The following is a 22,229-nucleotide window of genomic DNA, read 5'->3' on the forward strand; positions in this document are numbered from 1 at the left end:
CTTTATGTCGGCCGCGCGCCGGCATAGCATGGATGAACCGATTCACGGGTGCGCCCCGGCGGGACGCACCCTCATCCGCGAACGAGGACAGACGATGGAACATCGGGCACGCGAGCGCGACGAGCAGGCCGAGATCAAGACGACGACGTGCTACATGTGCGCGTGCCGCTGCGGCATCCGCGTGCATCTGCGCGACGGCGAGGTGCGCTACATCGACGGCAATCCCGCGCATCCGCTGAACCAGGGCGTCATCTGCGCGAAAGGTTCGTCGGGAATCATGAAGCAGTATTCGCCCGCGCGGCTCACGCAGCCGCTGATGCGCAAGCCGGGCGCCGAGCGCGGCGACGCGCAGTTCGAGCCGGTGTCGTGGGAGGTCGCGTTCGACGTGCTCGAAAAGCGCCTCGCGCACCTGCGCGCCACCGACCCGAAGCGCTTCGCGCTGTTCACGGGCCGCGACCAGATGCAGGCGCTTACCGGCCTGTTCGCGAAACAGTTCGGTACGCCGAACTATGCGGCGCACGGCGGGTTCTGCTCGGCGAACATGGCGGCCGGGATGATCTACACGATCGGCGGCTCGTTCTGGGAATTCGGCGGCCCCGATCTCGACAATGCGAAGCTGTTCTTCATGATCGGCACTGCGGAGGATCACCACTCGAATCCGCTGAAGATCGCGCTCGGCAAGTTCAAGCGCGCGGGCGGCCGCTTCATCGCGATCAATCCGGTGCGTACCGGCTACGCGGCGATTGCCGACGAATGGATTCCGATTCGCCCCGGCACCGACGGCGCGCTGTTCATGGCGCTGATGCACGAGCTGATCGCGCGCGATGCGTTCGACCTCGAATTCGTGTCGCGCTTCACGAATGCGGCCGAGCTGGTCGATCAGCGCGACGGTGCCGACACGTTCGGGCTGTTCGTGCGTGACGCCGGCGCGCCGGAGGTCAACGCGCTGTATCCGCAGAACCGGATGTGGTGGGACACGAAGACGAACCGCGCGGTGCTGCATCACACGGACGGCGCGGAGCCTGCGCTCGACGGCCGCTATACGCTCGACGACGGCACGCCCGTCGCGCCGTCGTTCACGCTGCTGCGCGAACAGGTGGCCGAGTGCACACCCGAATGGGCGGCCGACATCACCGGCATCGCGGCCGACACGATCCGCCGCCTGGCGCGCGAGATGGAGACGGTCGCGCGCGAGCACGCGATCGAGCTGCCGGTGCGCTGGACCGATTCGTGGGGCAAGGAGCACGAATCGGTGAAGGGCGTGCCGATCGCGTTCCATGCGATGCGCGGGCTCGCCGCGCATTCGAACGGCTTCCAGACGATCCGCGCGCTCGCCGTGCTGATGTCGCTGCTCGGCACGATCGACCGGCCAGGCGGCTTCCGGCACAAGGCGCCGTATCCGCGCGCGGTGCCGCCGTCGGCGAAACCGCCGAACGACCCGGCGCAGATCAAGCCGAACACGCCGCTCGCCACCGGCCCGCTCGGCTGGCCGGCGGGCCCCGAGGATTTGTTCGTCCATCCGGACGGCACGCCCGCGCGGCTCGACAAGGCATTCTCGTGGGAATACCCGCTGGCAGTGCACGGGCTGATGCATTCGGTGATCACCAATGCGTGGCGCGGCGATCCCTATCCGATCGACACGCTGCTGATCTTCATGGCCAACATGGCGTGGAATTCGTCGATGAACACGACGGAAGTGCGCAAGATGCTGGTCGACAAGCGCGACGACGGCGAATACCGGATTCCGTTCCTCGTCGTATGCGATGCGTTTGCGTCGGAAATGACGGCGTTCGCCGATCTGATCCTGCCCGACACGACCTACCTCGAACGGCACGACGTGATGTCGGTGCTCGACCGGCCGATCTCCGAATTCGACGGGCCGGTCGACTCGGTGCGCGTGCCGGTCGTGCCGCCGACCGGCGAATGCAAGCCGTTCCAGGAGGTGCTGATCGAGCTTGCGAGCCGGCTGAAGTTTCCCGCCTTCACGACCGCGGACGGGCAGCGCAAGTACCGCGACTATCCGGATTTCGTCGTCAACTTCCAGACCGCGCCCGATTCGGGCACCGGTTTCCTGATCGGCTGGCGTGGCAAGGACGGCGACAAGGCCGTCGTCGGCGAGCCGAACCCCGACCAGTGGAAGCGCTACGCGGAGAACAACTGCGTGTATCACCACCGGCTGCCGGAGCCGCTGCAGTACATGCGCAACTGCAATGGCCCGTACATGCAATGGGCGGTCGACAACGGGATGCGCAAGTTCGGCGTGCCGATCGTGATCCAGCTCTACTCGGACGTGATGCAGAAATTCCGGCTCGCCGCGCAGGGCCGCACGACCGGCCGCCAGCCGCCCGACCATCTGCGCGAGCGCATCGCGCGCTATTTCGATCCGCTGCCGTTCTGGCATCGCTCGCTCGAAAGCGGGCTGACCGATGCGAACCGCTATCCGCTCGCGGCGATCACGCAGCGGCCGATGGCGATGTACCACTCGTGGGATTCGCAGAACGCGTGGCTGCGGCAGATCCACGGCGAGAACCACCTGTTCGTGAACCCGCTGACGGCCGCCGCGCAGCAGATCGAAGACGGCGCGTGGATCTACGTCGAATCGCCGTGGGGCAAGGTGCGCTGCCGCGCGCGCTACAGCGAGGCGGTCGAACCCGGCACCGTGTGGACCTGGAACGCGATCGGCAAGGCGGCCGGCGCGTGGAACCTCGGGCCGCAGGCGGGCGAGTCGCAGCGCGGCTTCCTGTTGAACCACGTGATCACCGACGAGCTGCCGGATGCGGCGCGCGACGGTGCACGCATGTCGAATTCCGATCCGGTGACGGGGCAGGCCGGCTGGTACGACGTGCAAGTGCGGATCTATCCGGCCGAAGCCGATGCGGCGACGACCTTGCCGCAGTTCGCGCCGATGCCGGCGCTGCCGGGCACGCCGCGCGTGCTGCAGCGCGTGCAGGCGTATTTCGCGGGAACCGGCGCATTCGCCGCGCGGCTGCGGCGCGCGACGTCGGCCGGCCCGCAGTCTGACGACCGCTGATCGAAGGAGCGCAACCATGACCCAGATGGCCCTCGTCATCGACCTGAACGTATGCGTCGGCTGCCATGCCTGCGTGACGAGCTGCAAGGAATGGAACACGTCGGGCGAAGCCGGCAGTCTCGCCGACATGCGCCCGTACGACGACGATCCGTCCGGCACGTTCTTCAATCGCGTGCAGACCTACGAAGCGGGCGTGTTCCCGATGACCGACACGATCCACTTCCCGAAATCGTGCCTGCACTGCGAGGATCCGCCGTGCGTGCCTGTCTGTCCGACCGGCGCGAGCTACAAGCGCAAGTCGGACGGCATCGTGCTGGTCGACTACGACAAGTGCATCGGCTGCAAGTATTGCGCGTGGGCGTGCCCGTACGGCGCACGCGAGCTCGACGAGGGCCGCAAGGAGATGACGAAGTGCACGCTGTGCGCGGACCGCATCGACAACGAGGCGTTGCCCGAACGCGACCGGAAACCGGCTTGCGTGCTCGCGTGCCCGACGTCGGCGCGGCTGTTCGGCGACGTGCACGATCCCGAGTCGGATGTGTCGCGCGCGATCCGGGAACGCGGCGGTTATCAGCTGATGCCCGAATGGGGCACGCGGCCGTCGAACCATTACCTGCCGCGCGTGAAGACCGAAGCGTCGTGCGGTTGCGGGAGTAGCGGCGGGTGTGGCAGCGGGTCGGTCGGCGTCGATGAAGACGAGTCGTTTGAAGGCCGTGCGGCGCGTGGCGACATCAATCTCGTGTCGCTCGCGACGCAGCGCTGAGCGCGACGCCCTTCACTCATACGAAAAAACGGAGTCCCCATGCGTCCAGCCTTTTCGGTCGTTTTTCTCACCACGCTGTGCGGCGCCGCACAGGGCCTGTTGCTGACGCTCGTGATCGTCGAGGCGCTCGCGCGGCTGGCCGGCATCGACGTGGCCGCCGCTTTCTACGTGACGGGCGCGGCGCTGTCGGTCGCGCTCGGCGTGCTCGGCCTGTTCGCGTCGTTCTTCCATCTCGGCCACCCCGAACGCGCATGGCGCGCGATCGCGATGTGGCGCACGTCGTGGCTGTCGCGTGAATGCATCGCACTGCCGGTGTTTCTCGCGTGCGCATTCGCGTATGGCGCGGCACACCTGTTCGGCTGGCCCGGCACGTTGCTGATCGGCGCGGCGGGCGCGCTCGCGAGCGTCGCGCTGTTCGTGTGTACCGCGATGATCTACGCGTGCCTGCGCTTCCTGCAGGAATGGGCGAGCCCACTGACGCTCGTGAACTTCGTGCTGCTCGGTTGCGCGTCGGGTTGCACGCTGGCGACGGCCTGCGCCGCGTGGCTCGCGCCGGCGCTGGTCGGCCGGCTCGCCGTGGCCGCGTGCGTGCTGACGCTCGCGGGCTGTGTCACACGGCTCGCGTCGCTCGCACGCAATGCGCGGTTGCGGCCGAAGTCGACCGTGCAGAGCGCGACCGGGATCCGCAATGCGAAGGTCGAACAGAAGTCGCGCGGCTTCACCGCCAGTGCGTTCAATACGCGGGAGTTCTTTCACGGGCAGGGCAACGGCACGCTGCGCGCGGTGAAGGCGGGCTTCCTGATCGGCGCATTCGCGGTGCCGTTCGTGCTGACCGGCGCGGGCGCGCTCGCGCCGACGTCGGTCGCGGCGGCCGTCGCGCTCGGCGCGGCGTTCGTGATCCAGTATGCGGGGCTGGTTGCGGAACGCTGGTTCTTCTTCGCGGACGCGCGGCATCCGCAGAACATCTACTACCAGCGCGCGTCGTGACGTTGCGTGCGGGCGTCCACGCCGTGCGGGAACTAGAACGTTGCCGCGAGCGCGCGAGCCGCTTCCTGCAGGCGCGGCACGTGGTCGAGCAGTCGCGACAGCGGGGCGCGCGACACGGGCGCATGCACGGCGACCGCGGCGATACACGCGCCGTCGTCGCCGACGATCGGGGCCGCGATGCACACGATGCCCGCGACGAATTCCTCGTTGTCGATCGCGACGCCCTTGTGTGCGGTGCGGTCGAGTTCGGCTTCGAGCAGTTCGGGATCCGAGATCGTGTTCGGGGTGTAGCGCGGCAGTGCCAGCGCGCGCACCAGCGCGGCGCGTTCGTCGCGCGGCAGCAGCGCGAGCAGCAGCTTGCCGCTGGCGCTGCAGTGCGCGGGCACGCGCGAGCCGGATTTCAGGTCGAGCCGCAACGGCCAGTCGGCCTCGACGCGGTCGAGATAGACGACTTCCGTGTCGTGCAGCGCGGTCAGGTTGCAGGTTTCGCCGAGATCGGCGACGAGCCGTTCGAGGATCGCGTGGCGCAGCCGGCGCGCGCCCGCATGCAGCATCACGCCGGTGCCGAGCCGCGCGAGGCGCGGGCCGATCGCATACGCGTTCTTGCGGCCTGGCTCGCGAATCACGAGGCCGCCGGCTTCGAGCGACGCGAGCATCCGGTGCAGCGACGCCTTCGGGATATCGACATCACGCGCGAGATCGGCGAGCGACACGGCATCGCCGGCCTGGACGAGATGTTCGAGCAGCGCGAAGGCGCGCAGCGTGGGCGTATCCACGGGCAGCATGGCAGGCGTTCCGGAAACTGGACTGCGGCCATTGTACCGAACGGCCCGGCAGGCTAGCCGCACGGGGCCGGGATCGATGGAATCCGGCACGCATTTTCGGCAACGGAACGAATCGTTCCGTAAACACGACTGACGCGGGCACGACGATCGACGTCCGCGCAATACGCAACGACAGGAGCGCAACGCAATGGATGGGGTGGCGAACAAGCCGGACTGCATGGTGTCGGTCCGCGAACGGTTCGGGTTCGAATCGGACCTGATGGTGCCCGCGTTCAGCGCGCGCGACGATCACGTGCCCGATATCGACGACGCGTACCGTTTCAACCCGGACGTCACGCTCGCGATCCTCGCGGGGTTCGCGCGCAATCGCCGCGTGCTCGTGCAGGGGATGCACGGCACCGGCAAGTCGACGCATATCGAGCAGGTCGCGGCACGGCTGAACTGGCCGTGCGTGCGCGTGAACCTCGACGGCCACATCAGCCGCCTCGACCTCGTCGGCAAGGATGCGATCGTCGTGCGCGACGACGTGCAGGTGACCGAATTCCAGGAAGGGATCGTGCCGTGGGCGCTGCAGCGTCCGGTCGCGCTGATCTTCGACGAATACGACGCGGGGCGGCCGGACGTGATGTTCGTGATCCAGCGGATTCTCGAACGCGACGGCAAGTTCACGCTGCTCGACCAGAACCGTGTGATCCACCCGCATCCGTCGTTCCGGCTGTTCGCGACCGCGAACACGGTCGGGCTCGGCAACCTGAACGGGCTCTATCACGGCACGCAGATGCTCAACCATGCGCAGATGGATCGCTGGAACGTCGTCGCGACGCTCGACTACCTGCCGCGCGACGAGGAGATCGGCATCGTGCGCGCGCGCGTGCCGGAACTCGCGGACGAAGCCGGCCGCCCGCTGCTCGAATCGATGGTGAGCCTCGCGGAACTGACGCGCAACGGCTTCGCGACCGGCGACCTGTCGACGCTGATGTCGCCGCGCACGGTGATCAACTGGGCCGAGAACTGCCAGATCTTCCGCGATCCGGCGCTCGCGTTCCGGCTCACGTTCCTGAACAAATGCGACGACGCGGAGCGGCCGGTCGTCGCCGAGTATTACCAGCGCTGCTTTGGCGAGGAGCTGGCGGTCGCGTCGCGTGCCGGCGGCGGCGAGCCGGGAGCGGGGCGGTGAGCACCGATCGGGACGCCGCGCGCCGCGCATCGGCGCGCGAAGCGCTGGGCGCGTCGACCGTGCGCGCGCTGACGCGTGACGCGGCGCTGCATTACCGTGCGGGCCGCGTGTGCCGCGACCTGCGGCCGCTGCCGATCCATGCGCCGCACCTGCGCGCGCAGGCGGCCGACGACGATCTCGCGTCGTGGCGCGGTGCGGCCGACGGTGCTGCGCTACGCATCCTGCATTCGGATGCCGACCTGCATCGCGTGTTGTCCGGCGACGACCCGGTCGAACGCGTGCTGTTCGAAATGCTCGAGCAACTGCGCTGCGAATCGCTGGCGCCATCCGCCATGCGCGGTGTCGTGCAGAACCTGCGCCATCGTTTCGAAACTTGGTCGCGCGCGTTCCACCGGTCGGGGCAGGCCGATACGCATGTCGGGATCCTCGTGTACACGGTCGCGCAGATCGCCTGGTCGCGGCTGACGGGCTGGCCGGTGCTCGAAGAAACGGAAGACCTGATCGAAGCGTCGCGCGCGGCGATCGTGCCCGAGATCGGCGTACAGCTCGCGGGGCTCAAGCGGTGCCGGCACGATCAGCGCGCATTCGCGGAACACGCGCTGGCGCTCGCGAAGCGCATTGCTGCGATGATCCGCGACGCGCGGGCGGCCGTCGTGGAAACGGAAACGGAGACGGAAGACGCGCGAGAGCAGGACGACGCACTGACGAATTTCTCGCTCTGGGTCGACTTCGACGATACAGGCATTGACCTTCCTGCACTCGTAGAGACGGGCGACAGCGTCGTGCTGCAGGGCAGTGATGCCGTCTACCGTGCATATACGACGCGTTACGACCGCGAGCTCCGGCCGGCCGTGCAGATTCGCGCGGCCCTGCTGCGCGAGTACCGCGACCGGCTCGATGGCCAGGTCGCCGCGCAGCGGATCAACGTCACGCGGCTCGCGCGCGTGCTGCGCGCGGCGCTCGTTGTGCCGCAGGCCGACGGCTGGTCGTTCGGCGAGGAGCACGGCCGCCTCGATGGCCGCCGGCTCGCGCAGCTCGTCAGCTCGCCGGCTGAACGGCGGCTGTTCCGGCTCGAACGCGTGCGGCCGCACGCCGACTGCGCGCTCGCGTTCCTGATCGACTGCTCGGGGTCGATGAAGACGTGGATCGACGGCGTCGCGCTGATGGTCGACACGCTGGCCCGCGCGGGCGACGCCGCCGGCCTTGCGACCGAAGTGCTGGGCTTCACGACGCTCGCGTGGAATGGTGGCCGCGCGCGGCAGGACTGGCTCGCGCGCGGCAAGCCGCGCCATCCGGGACGGCTCAACGAAACCGGCCATCTGGTGTTCAAGGACGCGGACACGCGCTGGCGGCATGCGCGCACGGGCATTGCCGCGCTGTTCAAGGCCGATCTGTTCCGTGAGGGTGTGGACGGCGAAGCGGTCGAGTGGGCGTGCGCGCGGCTCGCGGTGCGGCCGGAGGCGCGCAAGATCCTCGTCGTGATCTCGGACGGCAGCCCGATGGACGGCGCGACGGCGCTCGCGAACGATCCGTTCTATCTCGACAACCATCTGAAACAGGTGGTCGCGCGCCAGGAAGCGGCGGGCCGCGTCGAAGTGCTCGGGCTCGGCGTCGGGCTCGATCTCGGCCCGTATTACCGGCACCGGCTCGCGATCGACCTTGCGTCGGCGCCGGACATGAAGCGGCTCGTCGAGATCGCCGGATGGATCGGCGCGCGGCGGTGAAGCGGGCGACTGCATTCGACGCGGACGCGGTGAACGTGTACGCGTCGACTCCGTATCGATTGCCGGGAACGGGATGGTTCGACACGGCGCACGCCGCGCGACATCAAGCGCGATGCAGCAGCGGCGGCAGCGACGTCGCAATCAACCCGATGCCGATCGCCATCAACACACTGAACGCGAGCCGACGCAACGCGACCGGCGACAGCGGCGGCGGGTAGTGACGCGCGGCGACCGTCGTCAGCATCACAACGGGCGTCGCGATCGCGGCCAGCACCCAGATGTCGCGATCGAGCTGGCCTTCGCATGCGCTGTACAGCACGCGCGTGGCCGAGGTCGTCGTGAACAGCACGATCAGCGCGCAGCGGATCTGCACGAGCGTCAGCGGCTGCCGGTAGAACTGGAAGATCAGCGGCGGCCCCGACACGCCGAACATCCCGCTCAGCAAGCCGCCGAACAGGCCGCTGACGAAGAAGCTGCGGTTGTCCGAGCGCTCGGTGAGCGGTGCCGGGCGCAGCGCCGCGCTCAGGCCGCCGTACAGCACGACCGCGCCGAGAATGAGCTGCAGCAGGTCGGCCGCCGAGCGGCTCAGGCATTCGAGCAGCAGCACGCCCGCGACGACCGACGGCAGGATGCCGAGCGTCGCCGCACCCACCGCGCGCCAGTCGATGTGATGCAGCCGGCCAGGCAGCGCGGTCGCGCCGTTCGCGAGCGACACGACGCTCATCAGCGTCGCGACGGTGGCGAGCGGCGCGAGCCCGAAGCCGCTCGTCGCGCCCATCACGATCATCCCGAGTCCGAAGCCGGTGACGGTCTGGAAATAGCTGCCGGCGCCGATCACCGCGATCAGGATCGCGAGTTTGTCGGCTGTCATGCGTGTGCGGCCTCGCCGGTCGCGGCGCGCTGCGCGGCCGCCTGCGCCTGCACGGTGGTCGCCGCGATCACGTGATACACGTCGTCGGCGCTGCAGCCGCGCGACAGGTCGTTCGCGGGCCGGCGCAGCCCCTGCAGCAGCGGGCCGACGGCCTTCGCGCGGCCGATCCGCTCGGCGAGCTTGTAGCCGATGTTGCCGGCTTCGAGGCTCGGGAACACGAGTACGTTCGCGTGGCCGCCCACCTGCGAGTGCGCGATCTTGCGCTCGGCGATTTCCGCGACGATCGCCGCGTCGAGCTGCACGTCGCCGTCGATCGCGAGCGCGGGGCGCCGTTCGCGCACCTGCGCGGTCGCGGCGGTCACCTTGTCGACCGCCGCGTGATGCGCGCTGCCGCTAGTCGAGAACGACAGCATCGCGACACGCGGTTCCTCGCCGAGCAGCGCGCGCGCGCTGTCGGCGGCGGCCATCGCGATCTCGGCGAGCTGATCGGCATCCGGATCGACGACCAGCGCGCAGTCGGAGAAGATCAGTCCACCCTTGATCGTGTGAAACGGTTCGCACAGCATCATCAGGAAGAAGCTCGACACGATCCGGAACGCGGGATCGACACCGATCAGCTGGATCGCTGCGCGCACGACGTCGGACGTCGCATGCACGGCGCCCGCGACCGAGCCGTCCGCATCGCCGAGCCGCACCATCAGGTTCGCGTGGCAGAGCGGGGCGAGTACCGCGTCGCGCGCGGCATCGGCCGTCATGCCCTTGCTCTTGCGCAGTGCATACAGCGTGTCGGCATAGGCATCGCGTTGCGGAGCGGTGGCCGGATCGACGAGCGTCATGCCGTCGAGATCGATCGCGTCGCGCGCGGCCGCCGCGTGGATCGCCGCACGGTTGCCGACGAGCACGATGCGGGCGATGCCGTCGCGTGTTGCGCGTGCAGCGGCCTGCAGCACGCGCGGATCGTCGGCTTCGCACAGCGCGATGCGCATCGGCTGGCGGCGCGCGGAGTCGAGAATGCGGTCGAGGGCTTTCATCGTTCGCTCGGGTAGGAAAGGAAAAACGGCCGGATGCGGCGGCCCGCACGGGGCACGGCGTCCGGCCGGAAGGCCGGTCGCGCGAGAGGGGCGCGCGACCGGCAACGGGTGCGTCAGCGACGCGGCGTTACACGTAGTCCTTGTACTTGTCGAGCATGCGAACCGGCTTCGACAGCGCATCGCGACGGAACGGATCGCCGAGTTCACGCGTGCACATGATCTCGATGATCGTCGTCTTGCCTTCGTTCATCTGCATGTCGATGGCGCGCTTGAGCGCCGGGCCGACGTCTTCGAGGCGGTCGACCGTGATCCCTTCGGCACCCATCGCTCGCGCGATCGCCGCGAAGCTCTGGTTGTCGAGTTCACCTGCGACGAAGCGGCGGTTGTAGAAGTCGACCTGGTTCTTCTTCTCCGCACCCCACTGGCGGTTGTGGAACACAACGGCCGTCACCGGGATGTTGTGGCGCACGCAGGTCATCGTTTCCATCAGGCTCATGCCCCACGCGCCATCGCCCGCATACGACACGGCCGGGCGGTGCGGTGCGGCGACCTTCGCGCCGATGATCGTCGGGAACGCATAGCCGCAGTTGCCCCAGCTCATCGCCGCGAAGAAGCTGCGCGGCTTGTTGAACCGCAGGTAGCTGTTCGCGACCGAGTTGATGTTGCCGATGTCGGTCGACACCATCACGTCGTCGGGCATCGCCTTCTCGAGCTCGCGCAGCACCTGGCGCGGATGCAGATACTGGCCGCCGCTGAACGGCTTCTCGTGCTTCTGCTCCTCGATCATGTCGAGGCTGTACGCGTCGCGCTCGTGCGTCCAGTCGTCGAGTTCCTTTTCCCACGCGGCCTTCTCGGTCGCGATCTGGTCGGCGCGATCGCCGCGCGAGCCGTCACACGCGAGCGTGCGGCCTTCGAGGCGTTGCGTGAGCGCGATCGCCGCGGCCTTCGCATCGCCGCAGATGCCGACCGAGATCTTCTTCACGAGGCCGAGCATCTTGTGGTCGGCGTCGATCTGGATGATCTTCGCGTCCTTCGGCCAGTAGTCCATCCCGTGCTGCGGCAGCGTGCCGAACGGCCCGAGGCGCGAACCCAGCGCGATCACGACGTCGGCGCGCGACAGCAGCTTCATCGCGGCCTTCGAGCCCTGGTAGCCGAGCGGGCCGCACCACAGCGGATGGTTCGCCGGGAACGAGTCGTTGTGCAGGTAGCTGTTGACGACCGGCGCGCCGAGCCGTTCGGCGAGCGCCTTGCATTCCTCGATCGCATCGGCCATCACGACACCGCCGCCCGAGATGATCACCGGGAACTTCGCCTGCGCGATCAGTGCGGCCGCGTCGTCCAGGCTCTGTTCGCCGCCGGCGCCGCGGTCGAGCCGGCGCGGTTGCGGAATCTCGACCTTGACCTTGCCGTAGAAGTAGTCGCGCGGGATGTTCAGTTGCGTCGGACCCATCTCGGCCTGCGCGCGGTCGAAGCAGCGCGCGGTGAATTCGGCCATCCGCGCCGGGTGCGTGACGTGGCCCTGGTACTTCGTGAATTCCTGGAACATCGGCAGCTGGTTCGCTTCCTGGAAGCCGCCAAGGCCGATGCCCATCGTGCCGGCTTCCGGCGTGACGATCACGACCGGGCTATGTGCCCAGTACGCGGCCGCGATCGCGGTCACGCAGTTGCTGATGCCGGGGCCGTTCTGGCCGATCACGACGCCGTGGCGGCCCGACACGCGCGCATAACCGTCGGCCATGTGGCCCGCGCCCTGTTCGTGCACGACCGGGATCAGCCGGATGCCGGCCGGCGCGAAGATGTCCATCGCATCCATGAACGCGGAGCCCATGATGCCGAACATGTCGGTCACGCCGTTGGCCGCGAGGGTCTCGACGAAGGCTTCGGACGGCGTCATGTCCTGCGGACCGTTCGCCGATGCACGCAGGGAAGTGGATTGTTCGCTCATGGGTTGTCTCCGATTGTTCAATTAACGGAACGTCTTGTTCCAGATGCTATTTGCTGGGGAAAGCCGGTCAAATCATTCCGCCCGCTGGCGGGGAATGTGGAATGAAATGAAATGATTCGTTTCAAAATGCGCTCGGGGGCGGTGGCCCGGGTAGCGCGCGAGGGGCGCGCTCAGGCCGGCTGTTTCGGCCGTTCCTTGCGGAAGGCGCGCTTGACGGCGATCAGTCCGTCGCGGAATTCGAACAGGTCGCAGCCTTCGGCCTCGATGCGCCAGCCTTCGGCGTGCGTGCCCGTGAACACCCACTCGGAGACGCCGCGCTCGCCGGCGACGTAATGGCGGCCGTGTCCCCAATGCGCATCGGGGAAGGTCTTGAACACGGCTTCGAACGCGGCGCGTACCGCGTCGCGGCCGACGAAGCGCGTGCCGTGGATGTCGGGGCCGCCGGCCGCGTCGAATACGCAGTCCTCGGTCATGAAACCCATCAACGCGTTGGCGTCGTGCCGGTTGAATGCGTCGGAAAATGCCGCGAGCGTGGCGGCCGTGACGGGGGCGGCGGTGAGCGTGTCTGCCATAACGTGTCTCCTGTCGAATGGTGGGCGGTGCGCAAGGCGCTGGCGCGCATGCGGCACACGGTATCGACACGTTAGTGAGCGCTCGTTTTTGGCGGTAGCGCCAGTCGGGAGGATTCGGTTGGGCCAGCGCCACTGATGGCTCGACTTGGAGACAGAGCGGTGCGGCGTAACAGTTTTTGATTGATTTCGGGGTATCGACGCGGGTTCGAAGATTGGGTTAATTTTTCGAGATAAGAATTTTTCGGATTCGTATTGGTGATTAAGGTTGGGGCGAGTGGATTTTGTTCGAATTGCAGGAAATTTTTCTTTAAAAATTGAACAAGTTCTAGATCAAATGTTCTCGTCGGTCGAGTGGAGGGTGGTGGATTCTTAAATAGATACCCGGTTGCTTCGGCTAATGTTGGGTTGAGTTCGCGTCTTCATTGGTCGACTCTATCTTGGTGTCTGGGGATCACGGAAACTCGCAATCATTGCAACTGACAATGCGTCCGTGCCTAACGTGAGCGCGGCTTGATATAACGGTCGTTTTCATTGTCGCTGTTGGAATTGTCCAGGCTTAGGTCACTCCGAGATCAGTTCTCTCGAAAATCGTTATTCAATCGCTATGCCCGACGTCAAAAAAGTCCCGTATTATCAGCTGGAGTCCGGAGTCTTATATTTCAGCAAGCGGTGGAAATGCTACTCTGGTGTGGTCGGATGCGTTCCCATTGATACGCAGCAAAGAATCTCCTTCGATAGGCTTGCACCCAACGAGTCCCCGCCGCCGCCAACGAAGACAATTGCTCCAGTCGCGCCGCAGAAGTCGCCTGTCTCTGCTCCTGCGCCGGCCAAGCCGCCCGTCAAGCCACAATCGAGTGACAAGCCCCAAGACGCCGAGCACGCCGACAAGCTGCCCGCGTTCGATCTGCAGGACATTCCCAAAGCGATGGACAAGATGGGCTGGCCGATCTCGGCAAAGCTTGCACGAGAGTGGTTTGCGAGCCCGAAGCATGTCTATGACGACACGCTCAACTCGGTGCAACCGATCGACGACACGGCGGTCACGCTGGAATGGGTGTTGAGATTTCGCGGAGCACTTGAGCGGTTCAATCAACTCACCCGCCAAGCGATTTACACTGCGAATGCCGCTGAAGCGGCGAAGAATACGCTGGCACCCGTGATCGAGCGGAGTTTTGCGGCCGGACAAATGAACGGGGCAGGTATCGTGATCGACACTGCCCCGTTTTTGACGGATCTGCTTCAGTTTCATATCGCTTGGAGATTTCAGTACCAGTCGGTATCCTCCATCGACACTCTCGACGGTACGGCGTTGACTGATCTAACAGGCGCACTGGCAAACTTCAATTTCTACGCTGCTGTCGGGAAGGCGACCGTGACTGGTGAGCGCTACTACAAGTACGAAGGCAAGAAAAAAATATTCTGCCTCGAACCGGTTGCGAAAATTACGCACATCTATGTCTACATCAAGGATAGCTATTCATTTAACGATGACTCGCCTTCCAAGAGCCAGTATCTGGGCCACTGGAACAGAAGCGGAATGGTGCTGTCGTACGTCGCGGCCGCCAACGATTTATTCAAGAGCAGCAACTTGAACGTCGGAAACTCAACCATTGAAAAGTGGCGCTATCTCCCTGAGGGCGAAGAGGTCAACAAACCGATCGACAAACGGACAAGTCTCCTTCGGAAATTTATGACGAAGGACGTGTACTGGCCAGTGCACAACAAGACATATCGCGACTGGAGAGCGGCACACGATCGTGGCGGTGATTTTATGGTTTACAGTAGGCCCAAACTCGTGAAACTGGACAAGCCGGCTGTTTTGAAATTTGATACCGTATGCAGGCCAATCCCGGCGGAACAATGAAGGTGATCCGCCTCATTCTCGGAACGATCTTCGTGGTTGGGGCCGCGACCCTGGCTGTCGCCATCGTGTGGGCGTTCCTTCCGCCTGACGCCACAAATGCGGCTACGATTTTCGCACTCAAGCACAGCAAGACTGCGATGCTCGTCATCACGACGATGATCTTCGCAGCCTACTGCTACTGGCTGCTTCGAAATATCGCCCATTTCGGCCGAGCGAAGCGCGCGGGACTGGCGATCGTCACACTGGGCATTTCGGTCTGCTTCTTGCTCATCAGTGTTGGCGGGATCACGACTGACGACACCGATTGTCAGAGCTTCGACTACAACGCCAAGATGAATGGTGGAATCAAACAGATCGACGGCACAACCTACATCATCAACATCTGCGGAAGTGGCGCTCGCAGCCATGGACTGTTCGCGGATCAGAATGAGCAGGTCAAACTCGTCGTCACCGATGCGCATGGATCGATGCTCGCCTCCCGGCTATTTTTCGTTTTTTGGGACGGCCGGCCGGAACAGGATTCGATCAAAATCTGCGGTCACAAGTTGATCTATTTCGACGCATCGGATGAGAGCGACAGTGAAAGGGCAATCTCGATGCCGCCAACCAAGATCGACTGGATTGCAGCGAGAATTCCGATTTGGCTTCGCTGAGCTCGACTGCATCAACAATCCGAACGTTGCGGCAAAGATGCTTGGCTACGATCGCAAGGCGTTCGGGCAGATGCTGCATATCTTGAAGCCTGCAAACGGCTTGGGACCGGCCGACAACGTTATCTTTCACGACAGCGGCGATGTCGAGTTCAAAGGCGTAATTATTGATAACAATGACTATGCACGCTGAGTCCCCTTCGCCCACCGATAGCGCGCTTGCGCACGCGATGTTCATCATTTCATCGGAGGACGCGCACTCGGACACGTGGACCGCTTTCTTCGGCATCTTTCCGAGTCGAACGGTCACGAAAGGAAAGCCTTATCTGCTGCCGTGCGGGCGCCTGAGTTCCCGGCCCGGAAGGCTCAATCTGCGGGCACTGGAAAGCAGGGCCGCCGTTCAAAGCGATCGACTGGAGCCGCACCTTCGCTACCTGATCGAACGACTCTCGTTGCCGCGTGAAGGTCTTCTCGAGCGTATCGAACGGGCCGGTGCGCGTATGCGGTTCTTCTGCTACTGGGACAACGAAAATGGTGATCGTGTGCCCCACGTGTCGGACGCTACCCGCAAGATCATCGAATCAGTCGGGGCAGTGATCGAGATCGACGAATATCGATAGCATCTGCCTCCTGCGCCTCGACCGCGAGCCGCGCGGCATCGAGCCACGGCGGCCCCTCGACCCAGCACGACGCGCTGCCCGTCACCCGCACATACCACGCTTCCGGCAGATGCGCATCGAGCGCAGCCATCAGCGCCCGCGAGCGCTCGCTGTACGCATCCGCGAGCCGGCGCAGCAACGCGTCGTGATGGTCGAGCGCGAGAAAGGTCGCGAACGCGCGCTGGATATAGGCGACCGGATGGCGCACCATCAGCCGCCGCAGCGCGCGCAGCTCGCGGATCAGCTCGCGCGGCCCGACCACGTAGCCGAGCCGGAGAAGGTGTTCTCGCTCCAGGGGCCACACGTCAGCATTGCCGGCCCGCGGGGGGATACATCGCAACGCACGACGTATCCCCGTCGGTCAGGCGGACGTCAGGACGCCGTCATGCCGATGCCGAACACGTGCATCTTGCCGGCGCTCACCTGGCGCGGCAGCACGATGCTCGTCACCACCTTGCCGGGCGGCACGGGAATCTTCTGCGCGAAGATGTAGGTCTTGACGTTGTCCTGCTGGCCGCCGCCCGAATTGCGGTAAGCCATCGTGACGGCTACCGTCGCGCTGGCGTGCGCGCTGCCGCCGTTCAGCGTCCAGTCGTCGAAAGCCAGCGTGACCGCCTGACTCGAGCCGTCGGCGAAGTTCAGCTGCGCCGTGCCGCTGCTCGGCCCATTGTTGGACGAGCCGAGCACCACCACGCCGGTGCCGACGGATCCGGGCGGCAGCATCACGGTCTGGCCGACGGTCACGGTGTTGTCGAGCGACAGCGGTCCGCCCGCCACCGCCACGCTGGCGCCGGCCACCGCGAACGGCTTGCCCGGCTGCACGCCCGCTGCTGCCAGCGCATTCAGCGAGTAGCTGAACAGGCTGCCGTCGAAGTCCGCGCCCTGGCCGTCGGTATTGGTCGCACCGTCCGCGCTGAAGCCGCGATTGTTGTAGCTGTCGGCCGCGTTGATCGCCACCGGCACGCCGAACGACGGCGGCTGCTTTCGGCTGCCCCACTGCGACGGCGCGCTGCCCATCGTGAAGTGCAGCGTCGCGCCGTTGGCGATGTCGTCGTAGGCGACCCACGGAACATCGTGGGCGCGGCCATCGATCGACAGCGACTGCACATAGCTGGACGCGGGCGCGCCCTCCGCGCGAATCCGCCAGGTCCGGCCGTTGCCGAGCCGTACGTCGATCTGCGGGAACTGCGGACTGCCGATCGCCAGGCCCGCCACGCCGGGAGTCTGCGGATACAGGCCCAGCGCGCCCCAGACATACCAGCCCGACACGGCGCCGAGGTCGTCGTTGCCCGGCAGGCCGTCGGGGCCGGTGCCGAACGCGCTGGCCAGGATCTGCTGCACCACGCGCTGTGTGCCCGACGGCTGCGCGGCCCAGTTATAGAACCAGGGCACCTCGAAGGTCGGCTCGTTGCCCATGTAGAAGTTGGGCAGGCTCATGCCGGCATTGAGCACCGTGAAGAACTGGTCGAGCCGCGATGTCACCGCCGCATTGCCGCCCAGTTGCGCGAACAGGCCGGCGCCGTTGTACGGCACCATCCACGTGTACTGCTCGGCATTGCCCTCCACATAGTTGTCGCCGCTGCTCGGCGTCTCGGGAATCCATGCGCCGTTTGACTGGCGCGCCGCGATCAGCGGCGGCGTCAGCGTGGTGTTGAGCAGGTTCTGCCAGTAGGCCGAGCGGCTCAGCAGCATGCGCTGCGTGGCGGCATCGCCGAGCGCCCCGGCGAAGCGCGAGATCGCGAAATCGCTGCTCGTGTATTCGAGCGTGGACGAAGCCTGCCCCCACTCGCCGCCGGTGATGTAGCCGGTCTGCAGGTAGCTCGCGCGACCGCCGTTGGTGGTCACGTTGTTGCAGGCCGTGCCGGGGATGTTCGCCATCTTCACCATGTGCTGCAGCGCGGACCGCGTATCGAAGCGCCGCGCGCCGAACGCATAGGCATTCGAGACGATCAGCGAACCGGCGTCGCCCGGCATCACGCCGTCCTCGACGTTGTCGTTGACCCAGTGCGGAATCGCGCCGCATTGATCCGCGTCGTTGATCAGCGATTGAATCATGTCGCTGGTTTCGGACGGGTTGAGGATCGACTTCAGCTGGATCAGCGAGCGGTAGATGTCCCAGCCCGAGAAAGACGAGTATTGCGCGCGTTGGCCCTGGGCGACCTGATGCACGGTATTGTCGAAGCCGATGTACTGGCCGTTCACGTCGCTGAAGATGCTGGGTGCCCACAGCGCGTGATACAGCGCCGTATAGAACTTCTTCTTCGCGTCGAGCGTGCCACCCGCCACGCGGATGCTGTTGAGGCGGTCGTTCCAGACGCGATCGGCCTGCATGCGTACGCCCGCGAAATCCCAGCCGCGATTTTCCGCGTCGAGATTCGCTTTCGCGTTGGCGACGCTGACGTAGGAGATACCGATCTTCATCCTGACCGTCTGGCCCGAGCGGAAACCAAGCTGCGCCACGCCGTGCGAAATCGAGGCCGACGTGAAGGCCTGGTCGAAGGCGGCATAGAAGTAGACCGGTACGGGTACCGAGTTGCCGCAGAAGCCGCCACCGATCGTGCTGCCCGAGATGGCGCTGTCGGAAACCTGCGTGATGGCGCCGTTGGTCGAGGTCTTGGTGTTGGTGCGGGTCGCGTCGAGTACCAGCAGCGCGGGTTTGCCGGCCGGGTACGCGAACTGGCCGAAGCCGGTGCGCAGGGTGGCGGTCAGCTCCACCTTGATCTGCGAGTCGAGCAGCACGGAATAGTAGCCCGGTCTGGCCGTTTCGTTCGCATGACTGAAGGTCGGTGCGAGCTGGGTCGGGTCGGTGGTCGGCATGACCGGAAATTCGCCGTTGTTGCCGCTGCAGCCGGCGCCCGGCATGTGCGTCATGCTGAAGCCCTGGATCGAGTGGATGTCGTAGTAGTAGCCGGCGGGCGAATTCGGCTCCTGGCTGCTGTTCGGCGCCGGCGTGGTGTTGGTGTCGGGCGCCCACTGCACCATGCCAGACGGCAGGCCGGCGGCCGGTTCGACGCTGCCGGCCTGCCCGGCCGGTACCGGGTTCGGTGAATTGCTCGCGAGCGTGCCGATCAGCGGATCGACGTACTGTGTCAACGCCAGGCTGCGGTTGTCATCGAGCCGGGTCGTATCGGCCACGGCGTCGGACGGGCGTGCCGCCAGTACCGACGCCGCGGTTCCGTCGCTGCCGTCACCGCCTCCGCACCCGCTCAACGCGCACGCCGCGGCCAGGATCGCCGCGAGCGTCGTGAATCGAATCATGATCGCCCCCTCCGGTTTTCCATGCACTTTTTCTTCGGCAATCCAGTCGATTGAACCGTCGGTTCGTCACGGCTTGTTGCCGTCTTTCAGCGTCGTAACACTAGGATTTTGATGAATCCGTTGTCAACCGGATTTGGAGAGTTGTAATGTTTTTATTGGATTTACTAAACGAATCGAAACGCGACGAATCCCGGCGATGTCGTTTTGAAATCGCGCCGTAGCGGCGTGCGAGAGCGAGCGACGCACGCGGTGTCCGCGCGGTGTCAGATGAGGCAGCGGAAATCACCTGGAGATCGAATCGATGCATCTTGCGTTTGCGCCTGCCGTTCATCGATACCCGGCAAGGCGGTCCGCAAGCGTGCAGCCGTGAGTCACCCCGCAGGCTGAACCCGGCCGATCGTCGGAACGGGTTTGCCAGCCGCCGCACACGCGAGGTTCATGCTTCCGGGTGACTGCGCAGCGCCGGCGCACGACGCCTTTTCGCCCCAGGTCAGGCCCCCGGGCGTTGCGCCCGCACGCATTGCGCGAGCGCCCGCACCCCCGGCTCGATCCGCTCGAGCGGGATCGCGGAAAACCCCATCCGGAAGTATCGACGCGCATTGCTGTCGTCGTTCATGAAGAACACGCCGCCCGGCTCGATCAGAATGCCGGCCTCCTGCGCGTCTACTGCGAGCCGCGCCGCATCGAGCCACGGCGGCCCCTCGACCCAGCACGATGCGCCGCCCGTCACTCGCACGTACCGCGCTTCCGGCAGATGCGCATCGAGCGCGGCCATCAACGCCTGCGAGCGCTCGCTGTACGCATGCGCGAGCCGGCGCAGCAGCGCGTCGTGATGGCCGAGCGCGAGAAAGGTCGCGAACGCCCGCTGGATATACGCAACCGGATGGCGCACCATCAGCCGCCGCAGCGCGCGCAACTCGCGGATCAGCTCGCGCGGCCCGACCACGTAGCCGAGCCGCAGCCCCGGCGCGAACGTCTTCGACAGGCTGCCGACATAGATCACGCGGTCGGCCGTGTCGAGGCTCTTCAACGCCGGATGCGGCGTGCCCGAGAACGTGTTTTCGCTCTCGTAGTCGTCCTCGATGATCACGAAATCGTGCTGCTGCGCGTAATCGAGCAGCGCGCGGCGGCGTTCGATCGGCATCGTCGCGGTGGTCGGGCACTGGTGGCTCGGCGTCACGTACACGTAGTCGCAGCGCGCGAGCGTATCGCCGAGCGAGTCGGGTGCGATGCCGTGGCCGTCGACCGGCAGCGGCAGCAGCCGCGCGTTGCGGTTCTCGAAGATGTTGCGCGCGTCCGGATAGCCGGGGTTCTCGAAACCGACCGTCGTGTGCTTGCCGCACAGCAAGTCCGCGATCAGGTACAGCGCCTGCTGGCAGCCGTTCGTGACGACGATCTCGTCGGGCATCGCGAACACGCCGCGTCGCGGCAGCACGCGCGTGCGGATCTGCTGGATCAGCGATTCGTCGTCGCGTTCGATCAGGTCGGGCGCCCAGTTGCGGATCTCCATCACCGACAGCGCCTTCAGGCAGCATTCGCGCCAGTCGTTGGTCGGAAACAGCGACTGGTCGAACTGCCCGTAGATGAACGGAAATTCGTAGTGCTGCCAGTTCGCGGGCTTCACGATGTTGCGCTGCCTCGACGGCGGATGCGTGATGCGTTTCTCCCAGGCGGGGCGTCCGGGCACGTCGTCGCCACCGGCGGGCACGGTGCCGGCCCGGACCAACGCGAAGCCGGGCACGCCTTCGAGCATCTTCGGGTTCACGAAGTGTCCGCTGCGTTCGCGCGAGATCAGGTAGCCCTCCTCGACGAGCATCTGGTACGCGAGCACGACGGTGTTGCGTGCGACGCCGAGCTGGTCGGCGAGCTCGCGGCTCGACGGCAACGCGGCATCGGGGGCGAGCTGGCCGTCGAGGATCGCGGCCACGAGCATCCGCCGGATCTGGTCTTGCAGGCTCGACGCCGACGACCGCCGGAACTGCTGGGCCCATAAGGCGGTCGGGGTACGACTCGACATGCTTCCTCCTGTGATCGGTACGGGAAACGCGAGGCAGTGCACGTGGTGTGCACGTGGCCCGCGAGAGGCGCGGTGTCGCGAGAATACGCGCGTCGCGCCGCGGATGTGGACTCAATGAAATGTGTCGTCTGGCACTACTGCGCGCCGACGTGGCAAGACGATACTCAACTCGTCGCGCCCGGACGATCCGGATAACTCCCCGGTACGCGGACGCAGGAGGGCGTGCGCGCATCGCGTTCGCCTGCAGCGTGATGCAAAGGAGGGAGACGCGATGCACGTCGTCGTGTTCAGGGATCGCTGCGAGCGCGTGATCCGCATCGTGTTCGACGATGCACGTGCGACAGCAGTCGCGTATCGCGACGACGAGGCGATCGGAGGACTCGACCTCGACGACGACGGTGGCGATGCGGTGCGATCGCCGTCGCTCACGCGGCTATACGTCGAACCTGAGTACCGGCGCAGCGGCATCGCGCACACGCTGCTGGCGTGCGCGTCGCGCGAATTCGGGCAGCCGATTCGCATCGACGCCGGCGCGCGTGAATGGCCCGATACGCCGGCGTGGTCGACGCTGTGCTGCTGCCTCGAATACGAAGGATTGATCGTGGTGCGCCAGGCCGCGCTGCGGTAACCGAAAGCGTGGCCACGATCACGCTGCATCAAGACGGAGACGACATGAGCACGGTCCTGAAGCCGATTCCCGCATCCGACGTGCGGCACGAAGCGTTGCGCATCGACGGGCAGCGCGTGTGGCGCGACGCAGTGATCGACGTGCGCAACCCGTACGACGGCTCGCTGGTCGGCACCGTGCCGAAGGCGACGCTGGACGACGTGCGGCGCGCGTTCGCGACCGCACGTGCGTACCGGCCGACGCTCACGCGCCACGATCGCGCGGCGA

The 22,229-nt window shown here is 65.9% G+C and carries 17 protein-coding genes and 2 pseudogenes; 11 read left to right on the plus strand and 8 right to left on the minus strand.

All coding sequences use genetic code 11. The annotated features are described in order from the left end of the window. Positions 1–94: 94 nt before the first annotated feature. Genes QZM67_RS32610 through QZM67_RS32620 form a run of 3 tightly spaced genes read left to right on the plus strand, consistent with a single transcriptional unit; the run spans position 95 to position 4,781 of the window. A complete protein-coding gene (locus QZM67_RS32610) occupies positions 95–3,031 on the plus strand; it encodes a molybdopterin oxidoreductase family protein (protein WP_301809700.1) in 2,937 nt (978 codons plus the stop codon). A gap of 16 nt (positions 3,032–3,047) precedes the next feature. Beyond that, on the plus strand, positions 3,048–3,794 hold the full coding sequence (locus QZM67_RS32615) for a 4Fe-4S dicluster domain-containing protein (RefSeq protein WP_043179359.1): 747 nt from the start codon (positions 3,048–3,050) through the stop codon (positions 3,792–3,794). A 39-nt stretch (positions 3,795–3,833) separates the two neighbouring features. Beyond that, positions 3,834–4,781, plus strand: coding sequence for a DmsC/YnfH family molybdoenzyme membrane anchor subunit (locus tag QZM67_RS32620; protein WP_301809705.1), 948 nt, complete (start codon positions 3,834–3,836; stop codon positions 4,779–4,781). A 32-nt stretch (positions 4,782–4,813) separates the two neighbouring features. Here the strand turns inward: QZM67_RS32620 and QZM67_RS32625 are convergent, their stop codons facing one another. Further along, positions 4,814–5,566 (minus strand): IclR family transcriptional regulator, encoded by a 753-nt coding sequence (locus QZM67_RS32625; protein ID WP_301809708.1) that lies wholly within the window; start codon positions 5,564–5,566, stop codon positions 4,814–4,816. A 187-nt stretch (positions 5,567–5,753) separates the two neighbouring features. Here QZM67_RS32625 and QZM67_RS32630 point away from each other — a divergent pair, with 187 nt between their 5' ends. Continuing rightward, entirely contained in the window at positions 5,754–6,743 is a 990-nt protein-coding gene (locus tag QZM67_RS32630) for an AAA family ATPase (RefSeq protein WP_043179354.1), read from the plus strand. After that, entirely contained in the window at positions 6,740–8,467 is a 1,728-nt protein-coding gene (locus tag QZM67_RS32635; protein WP_301809714.1) for a cobalt chelatase, read from the plus strand. Before QZM67_RS32630 ends, QZM67_RS32635 begins: the two co-directional genes overlap by 4 nt. Before the next feature lie 103 nt (positions 8,468–8,570). Here QZM67_RS32635 and QZM67_RS32640 read toward each other — a convergent pair whose 3' ends face one another. The 4 genes from QZM67_RS32640 to QZM67_RS32655 form a co-directional block, all read right to left on the minus strand. Further along, positions 8,571–9,338, minus strand: a complete 768-nt coding sequence (locus tag QZM67_RS32640) for a sulfite exporter TauE/SafE family protein (RefSeq protein ID WP_301809717.1) — start codon at positions 9,336–9,338, stop codon at positions 8,571–8,573. Further along, on the minus strand, positions 9,335–10,369 hold the full coding sequence (gene pta / locus QZM67_RS32645) for a phosphate acetyltransferase (RefSeq protein ID WP_301809720.1): 1,035 nt from the start codon (positions 10,367–10,369) through the stop codon (positions 9,335–9,337). Before pta ends, QZM67_RS32640 begins: the two co-directional genes overlap by 4 nt. A 127-nt stretch (positions 10,370–10,496) precedes the next feature. After that, positions 10,497–12,314, minus strand: coding sequence for a sulfoacetaldehyde acetyltransferase (gene xsc / locus QZM67_RS32650; RefSeq protein WP_301809723.1), 1,818 nt, complete (start codon positions 12,312–12,314; stop codon positions 10,497–10,499). A 170-nt stretch (positions 12,315–12,484) separates the two neighbouring features. Further along, complete coding sequence (locus QZM67_RS32655) at positions 12,485–12,886, minus strand: nuclear transport factor 2 family protein (protein ID WP_301809725.1); 402 nt, start codon at positions 12,884–12,886, stop codon at positions 12,485–12,487. Between the two features lie 604 nt (positions 12,887–13,490). On the opposite strand from QZM67_RS32655, the gene QZM67_RS32660 reads away from it, so the two are divergent. Genes QZM67_RS32660 through QZM67_RS32675 form a run of 4 tightly spaced genes read left to right on the plus strand, consistent with a single transcriptional unit; the run spans position 13,491 to position 16,020 of the window. Then, complete coding sequence (locus QZM67_RS32660) at positions 13,491–14,750, plus strand: DUF6402 family protein (protein ID WP_301809726.1); 1,260 nt, start codon at positions 13,491–13,493, stop codon at positions 14,748–14,750. Then, positions 14,723–15,403 carry a hypothetical protein gene (locus tag QZM67_RS32665; RefSeq protein WP_301809727.1) on the plus strand — a complete coding sequence of 227 codons (681 nt, stop codon included), beginning with the start codon at positions 14,723–14,725 and terminating at the stop codon, positions 15,401–15,403. The genes QZM67_RS32660 and QZM67_RS32665 overlap by 28 nt, the downstream gene beginning before the upstream one ends. After that, entirely contained in the window at positions 15,372–15,593 is a 222-nt protein-coding gene (locus QZM67_RS32670; RefSeq protein ID WP_301809730.1) for a hypothetical protein, read from the plus strand. Before QZM67_RS32665 ends, QZM67_RS32670 begins: the two co-directional genes overlap by 32 nt. A 37-nt stretch (positions 15,594–15,630) precedes the next feature. Next, positions 15,631–16,020 carry a DUF4279 domain-containing protein gene (locus QZM67_RS32675; RefSeq protein WP_301809732.1) on the plus strand — a complete coding sequence of 130 codons (390 nt, stop codon included), beginning with the start codon at positions 15,631–15,633 and terminating at the stop codon, positions 16,018–16,020. A 10-nt stretch (positions 16,021–16,030) separates the two neighbouring features. Here QZM67_RS32675 and QZM67_RS32680 read toward each other — a convergent pair. From QZM67_RS32680 to QZM67_RS32690, 3 genes and pseudogenes are all read right to left on the minus strand, one after another. Then, positions 16,031–16,336, minus strand: a pseudogene (locus QZM67_RS32680) (PLP-dependent aminotransferase family protein); the annotation flags it as partial. Between the two features lie 95 nt (positions 16,337–16,431). Beyond that, positions 16,432–19,317: a GH92 family glycosyl hydrolase gene (locus tag QZM67_RS32685; protein ID WP_301809735.1), complete on the minus strand. Its 2,886-nt coding sequence runs from the start codon at positions 19,315–19,317 to the stop codon at positions 16,432–16,434. 490 nt (positions 19,318–19,807) lie between these two features. Next, positions 19,808–21,334 carry a PLP-dependent aminotransferase family protein gene (locus tag QZM67_RS32690; protein ID WP_301809738.1) on the minus strand — a complete coding sequence of 509 codons (1,527 nt, stop codon included), beginning with the start codon at positions 21,332–21,334 and terminating at the stop codon, positions 19,808–19,810. 271 nt (positions 21,335–21,605) lie between these two features. Here QZM67_RS32690 and QZM67_RS32695 point away from each other — a divergent pair, with 271 nt between their 5' ends. Together QZM67_RS32695 and QZM67_RS32700 are read left to right on the plus strand one after the other, a co-directional pair. Then, positions 21,606–21,962 (plus strand): GNAT family N-acetyltransferase, encoded by a 357-nt coding sequence (locus QZM67_RS32695; protein WP_301809740.1) that lies wholly within the window; start codon positions 21,606–21,608, stop codon positions 21,960–21,962. A 44-nt stretch (positions 21,963–22,006) separates the two neighbouring features. Next, a pseudogene (locus QZM67_RS32700) lies at positions 22,007–22,229 on the plus strand (phosphonoacetaldehyde dehydrogenase); the annotation flags it as partial.

The organism is Burkholderia sp. AU45251, assembly GCF_030482905.1.
GTDB classification, from domain to species: Bacteria; Pseudomonadota; Gammaproteobacteria; order Burkholderiales; family Burkholderiaceae; genus Burkholderia; species Burkholderia aenigmatica.

Excerpts from the sequence above, each read along its gene's own strand:
- QZM67_RS32660 (WP_301809726.1), top strand. The coding sequence starts at position 13,491 with ATGCCCGACGTCAAAAAAGTCCCGTATTATCAGCTGGAGTCCGGAGTC.
- QZM67_RS32615 (WP_043179359.1), top strand. The coding sequence starts at position 3,048 with ATGACCCAGATGGCCCTCGTCATCGACCTGAACGTATGCGTCGGCTGC.
- QZM67_RS32610 (WP_301809700.1), top strand. The coding sequence starts at position 95 with ATGGAACATCGGGCACGCGAGCGCGACGAGCAGGCCGAGATCAAGACG.
- QZM67_RS32675 (WP_301809732.1), top strand. The coding sequence starts at position 15,631 with ATGTTCATCATTTCATCGGAGGACGCGCACTCGGACACGTGGACCGCT.
- QZM67_RS32640 (WP_301809717.1), bottom strand. The coding sequence starts at position 9,338 with ATGACAGCCGACAAACTCGCGATCCTGATCGCGGTGATCGGCGCCGGC.
- QZM67_RS32655 (WP_301809725.1), bottom strand. The coding sequence starts at position 12,886 with ATGGCAGACACGCTCACCGCCGCCCCCGTCACGGCCGCCACGCTCGCG.
- QZM67_RS32630 (WP_043179354.1), top strand. The coding sequence starts at position 5,754 with ATGGATGGGGTGGCGAACAAGCCGGACTGCATGGTGTCGGTCCGCGAA.
- QZM67_RS32665 (WP_301809727.1), top strand. The coding sequence starts at position 14,723 with ATGCAGGCCAATCCCGGCGGAACAATGAAGGTGATCCGCCTCATTCTC.
- QZM67_RS32695 (WP_301809740.1), top strand. The coding sequence starts at position 21,606 with ATGCACGTCGTCGTGTTCAGGGATCGCTGCGAGCGCGTGATCCGCATC.
- QZM67_RS32625 (WP_301809708.1), bottom strand. The coding sequence starts at position 5,566 with ATGCTGCCCGTGGATACGCCCACGCTGCGCGCCTTCGCGCTGCTCGAA.
- QZM67_RS32685 (WP_301809735.1), bottom strand. The coding sequence starts at position 19,317 with ATGATTCGATTCACGACGCTCGCGGCGATCCTGGCCGCGGCGTGCGCG.
- pta (WP_301809720.1), bottom strand. The coding sequence starts at position 10,369 with ATGAAAGCCCTCGACCGCATTCTCGACTCCGCGCGCCGCCAGCCGATG.
- QZM67_RS32620 (WP_301809705.1), top strand. The coding sequence starts at position 3,834 with ATGCGTCCAGCCTTTTCGGTCGTTTTTCTCACCACGCTGTGCGGCGCC.
- QZM67_RS32690 (WP_301809738.1), bottom strand. The coding sequence starts at position 21,334 with ATGTCGAGTCGTACCCCGACCGCCTTATGGGCCCAGCAGTTCCGGCGG.
- xsc (WP_301809723.1), bottom strand. The coding sequence starts at position 12,314 with ATGAGCGAACAATCCACTTCCCTGCGTGCATCGGCGAACGGTCCGCAG.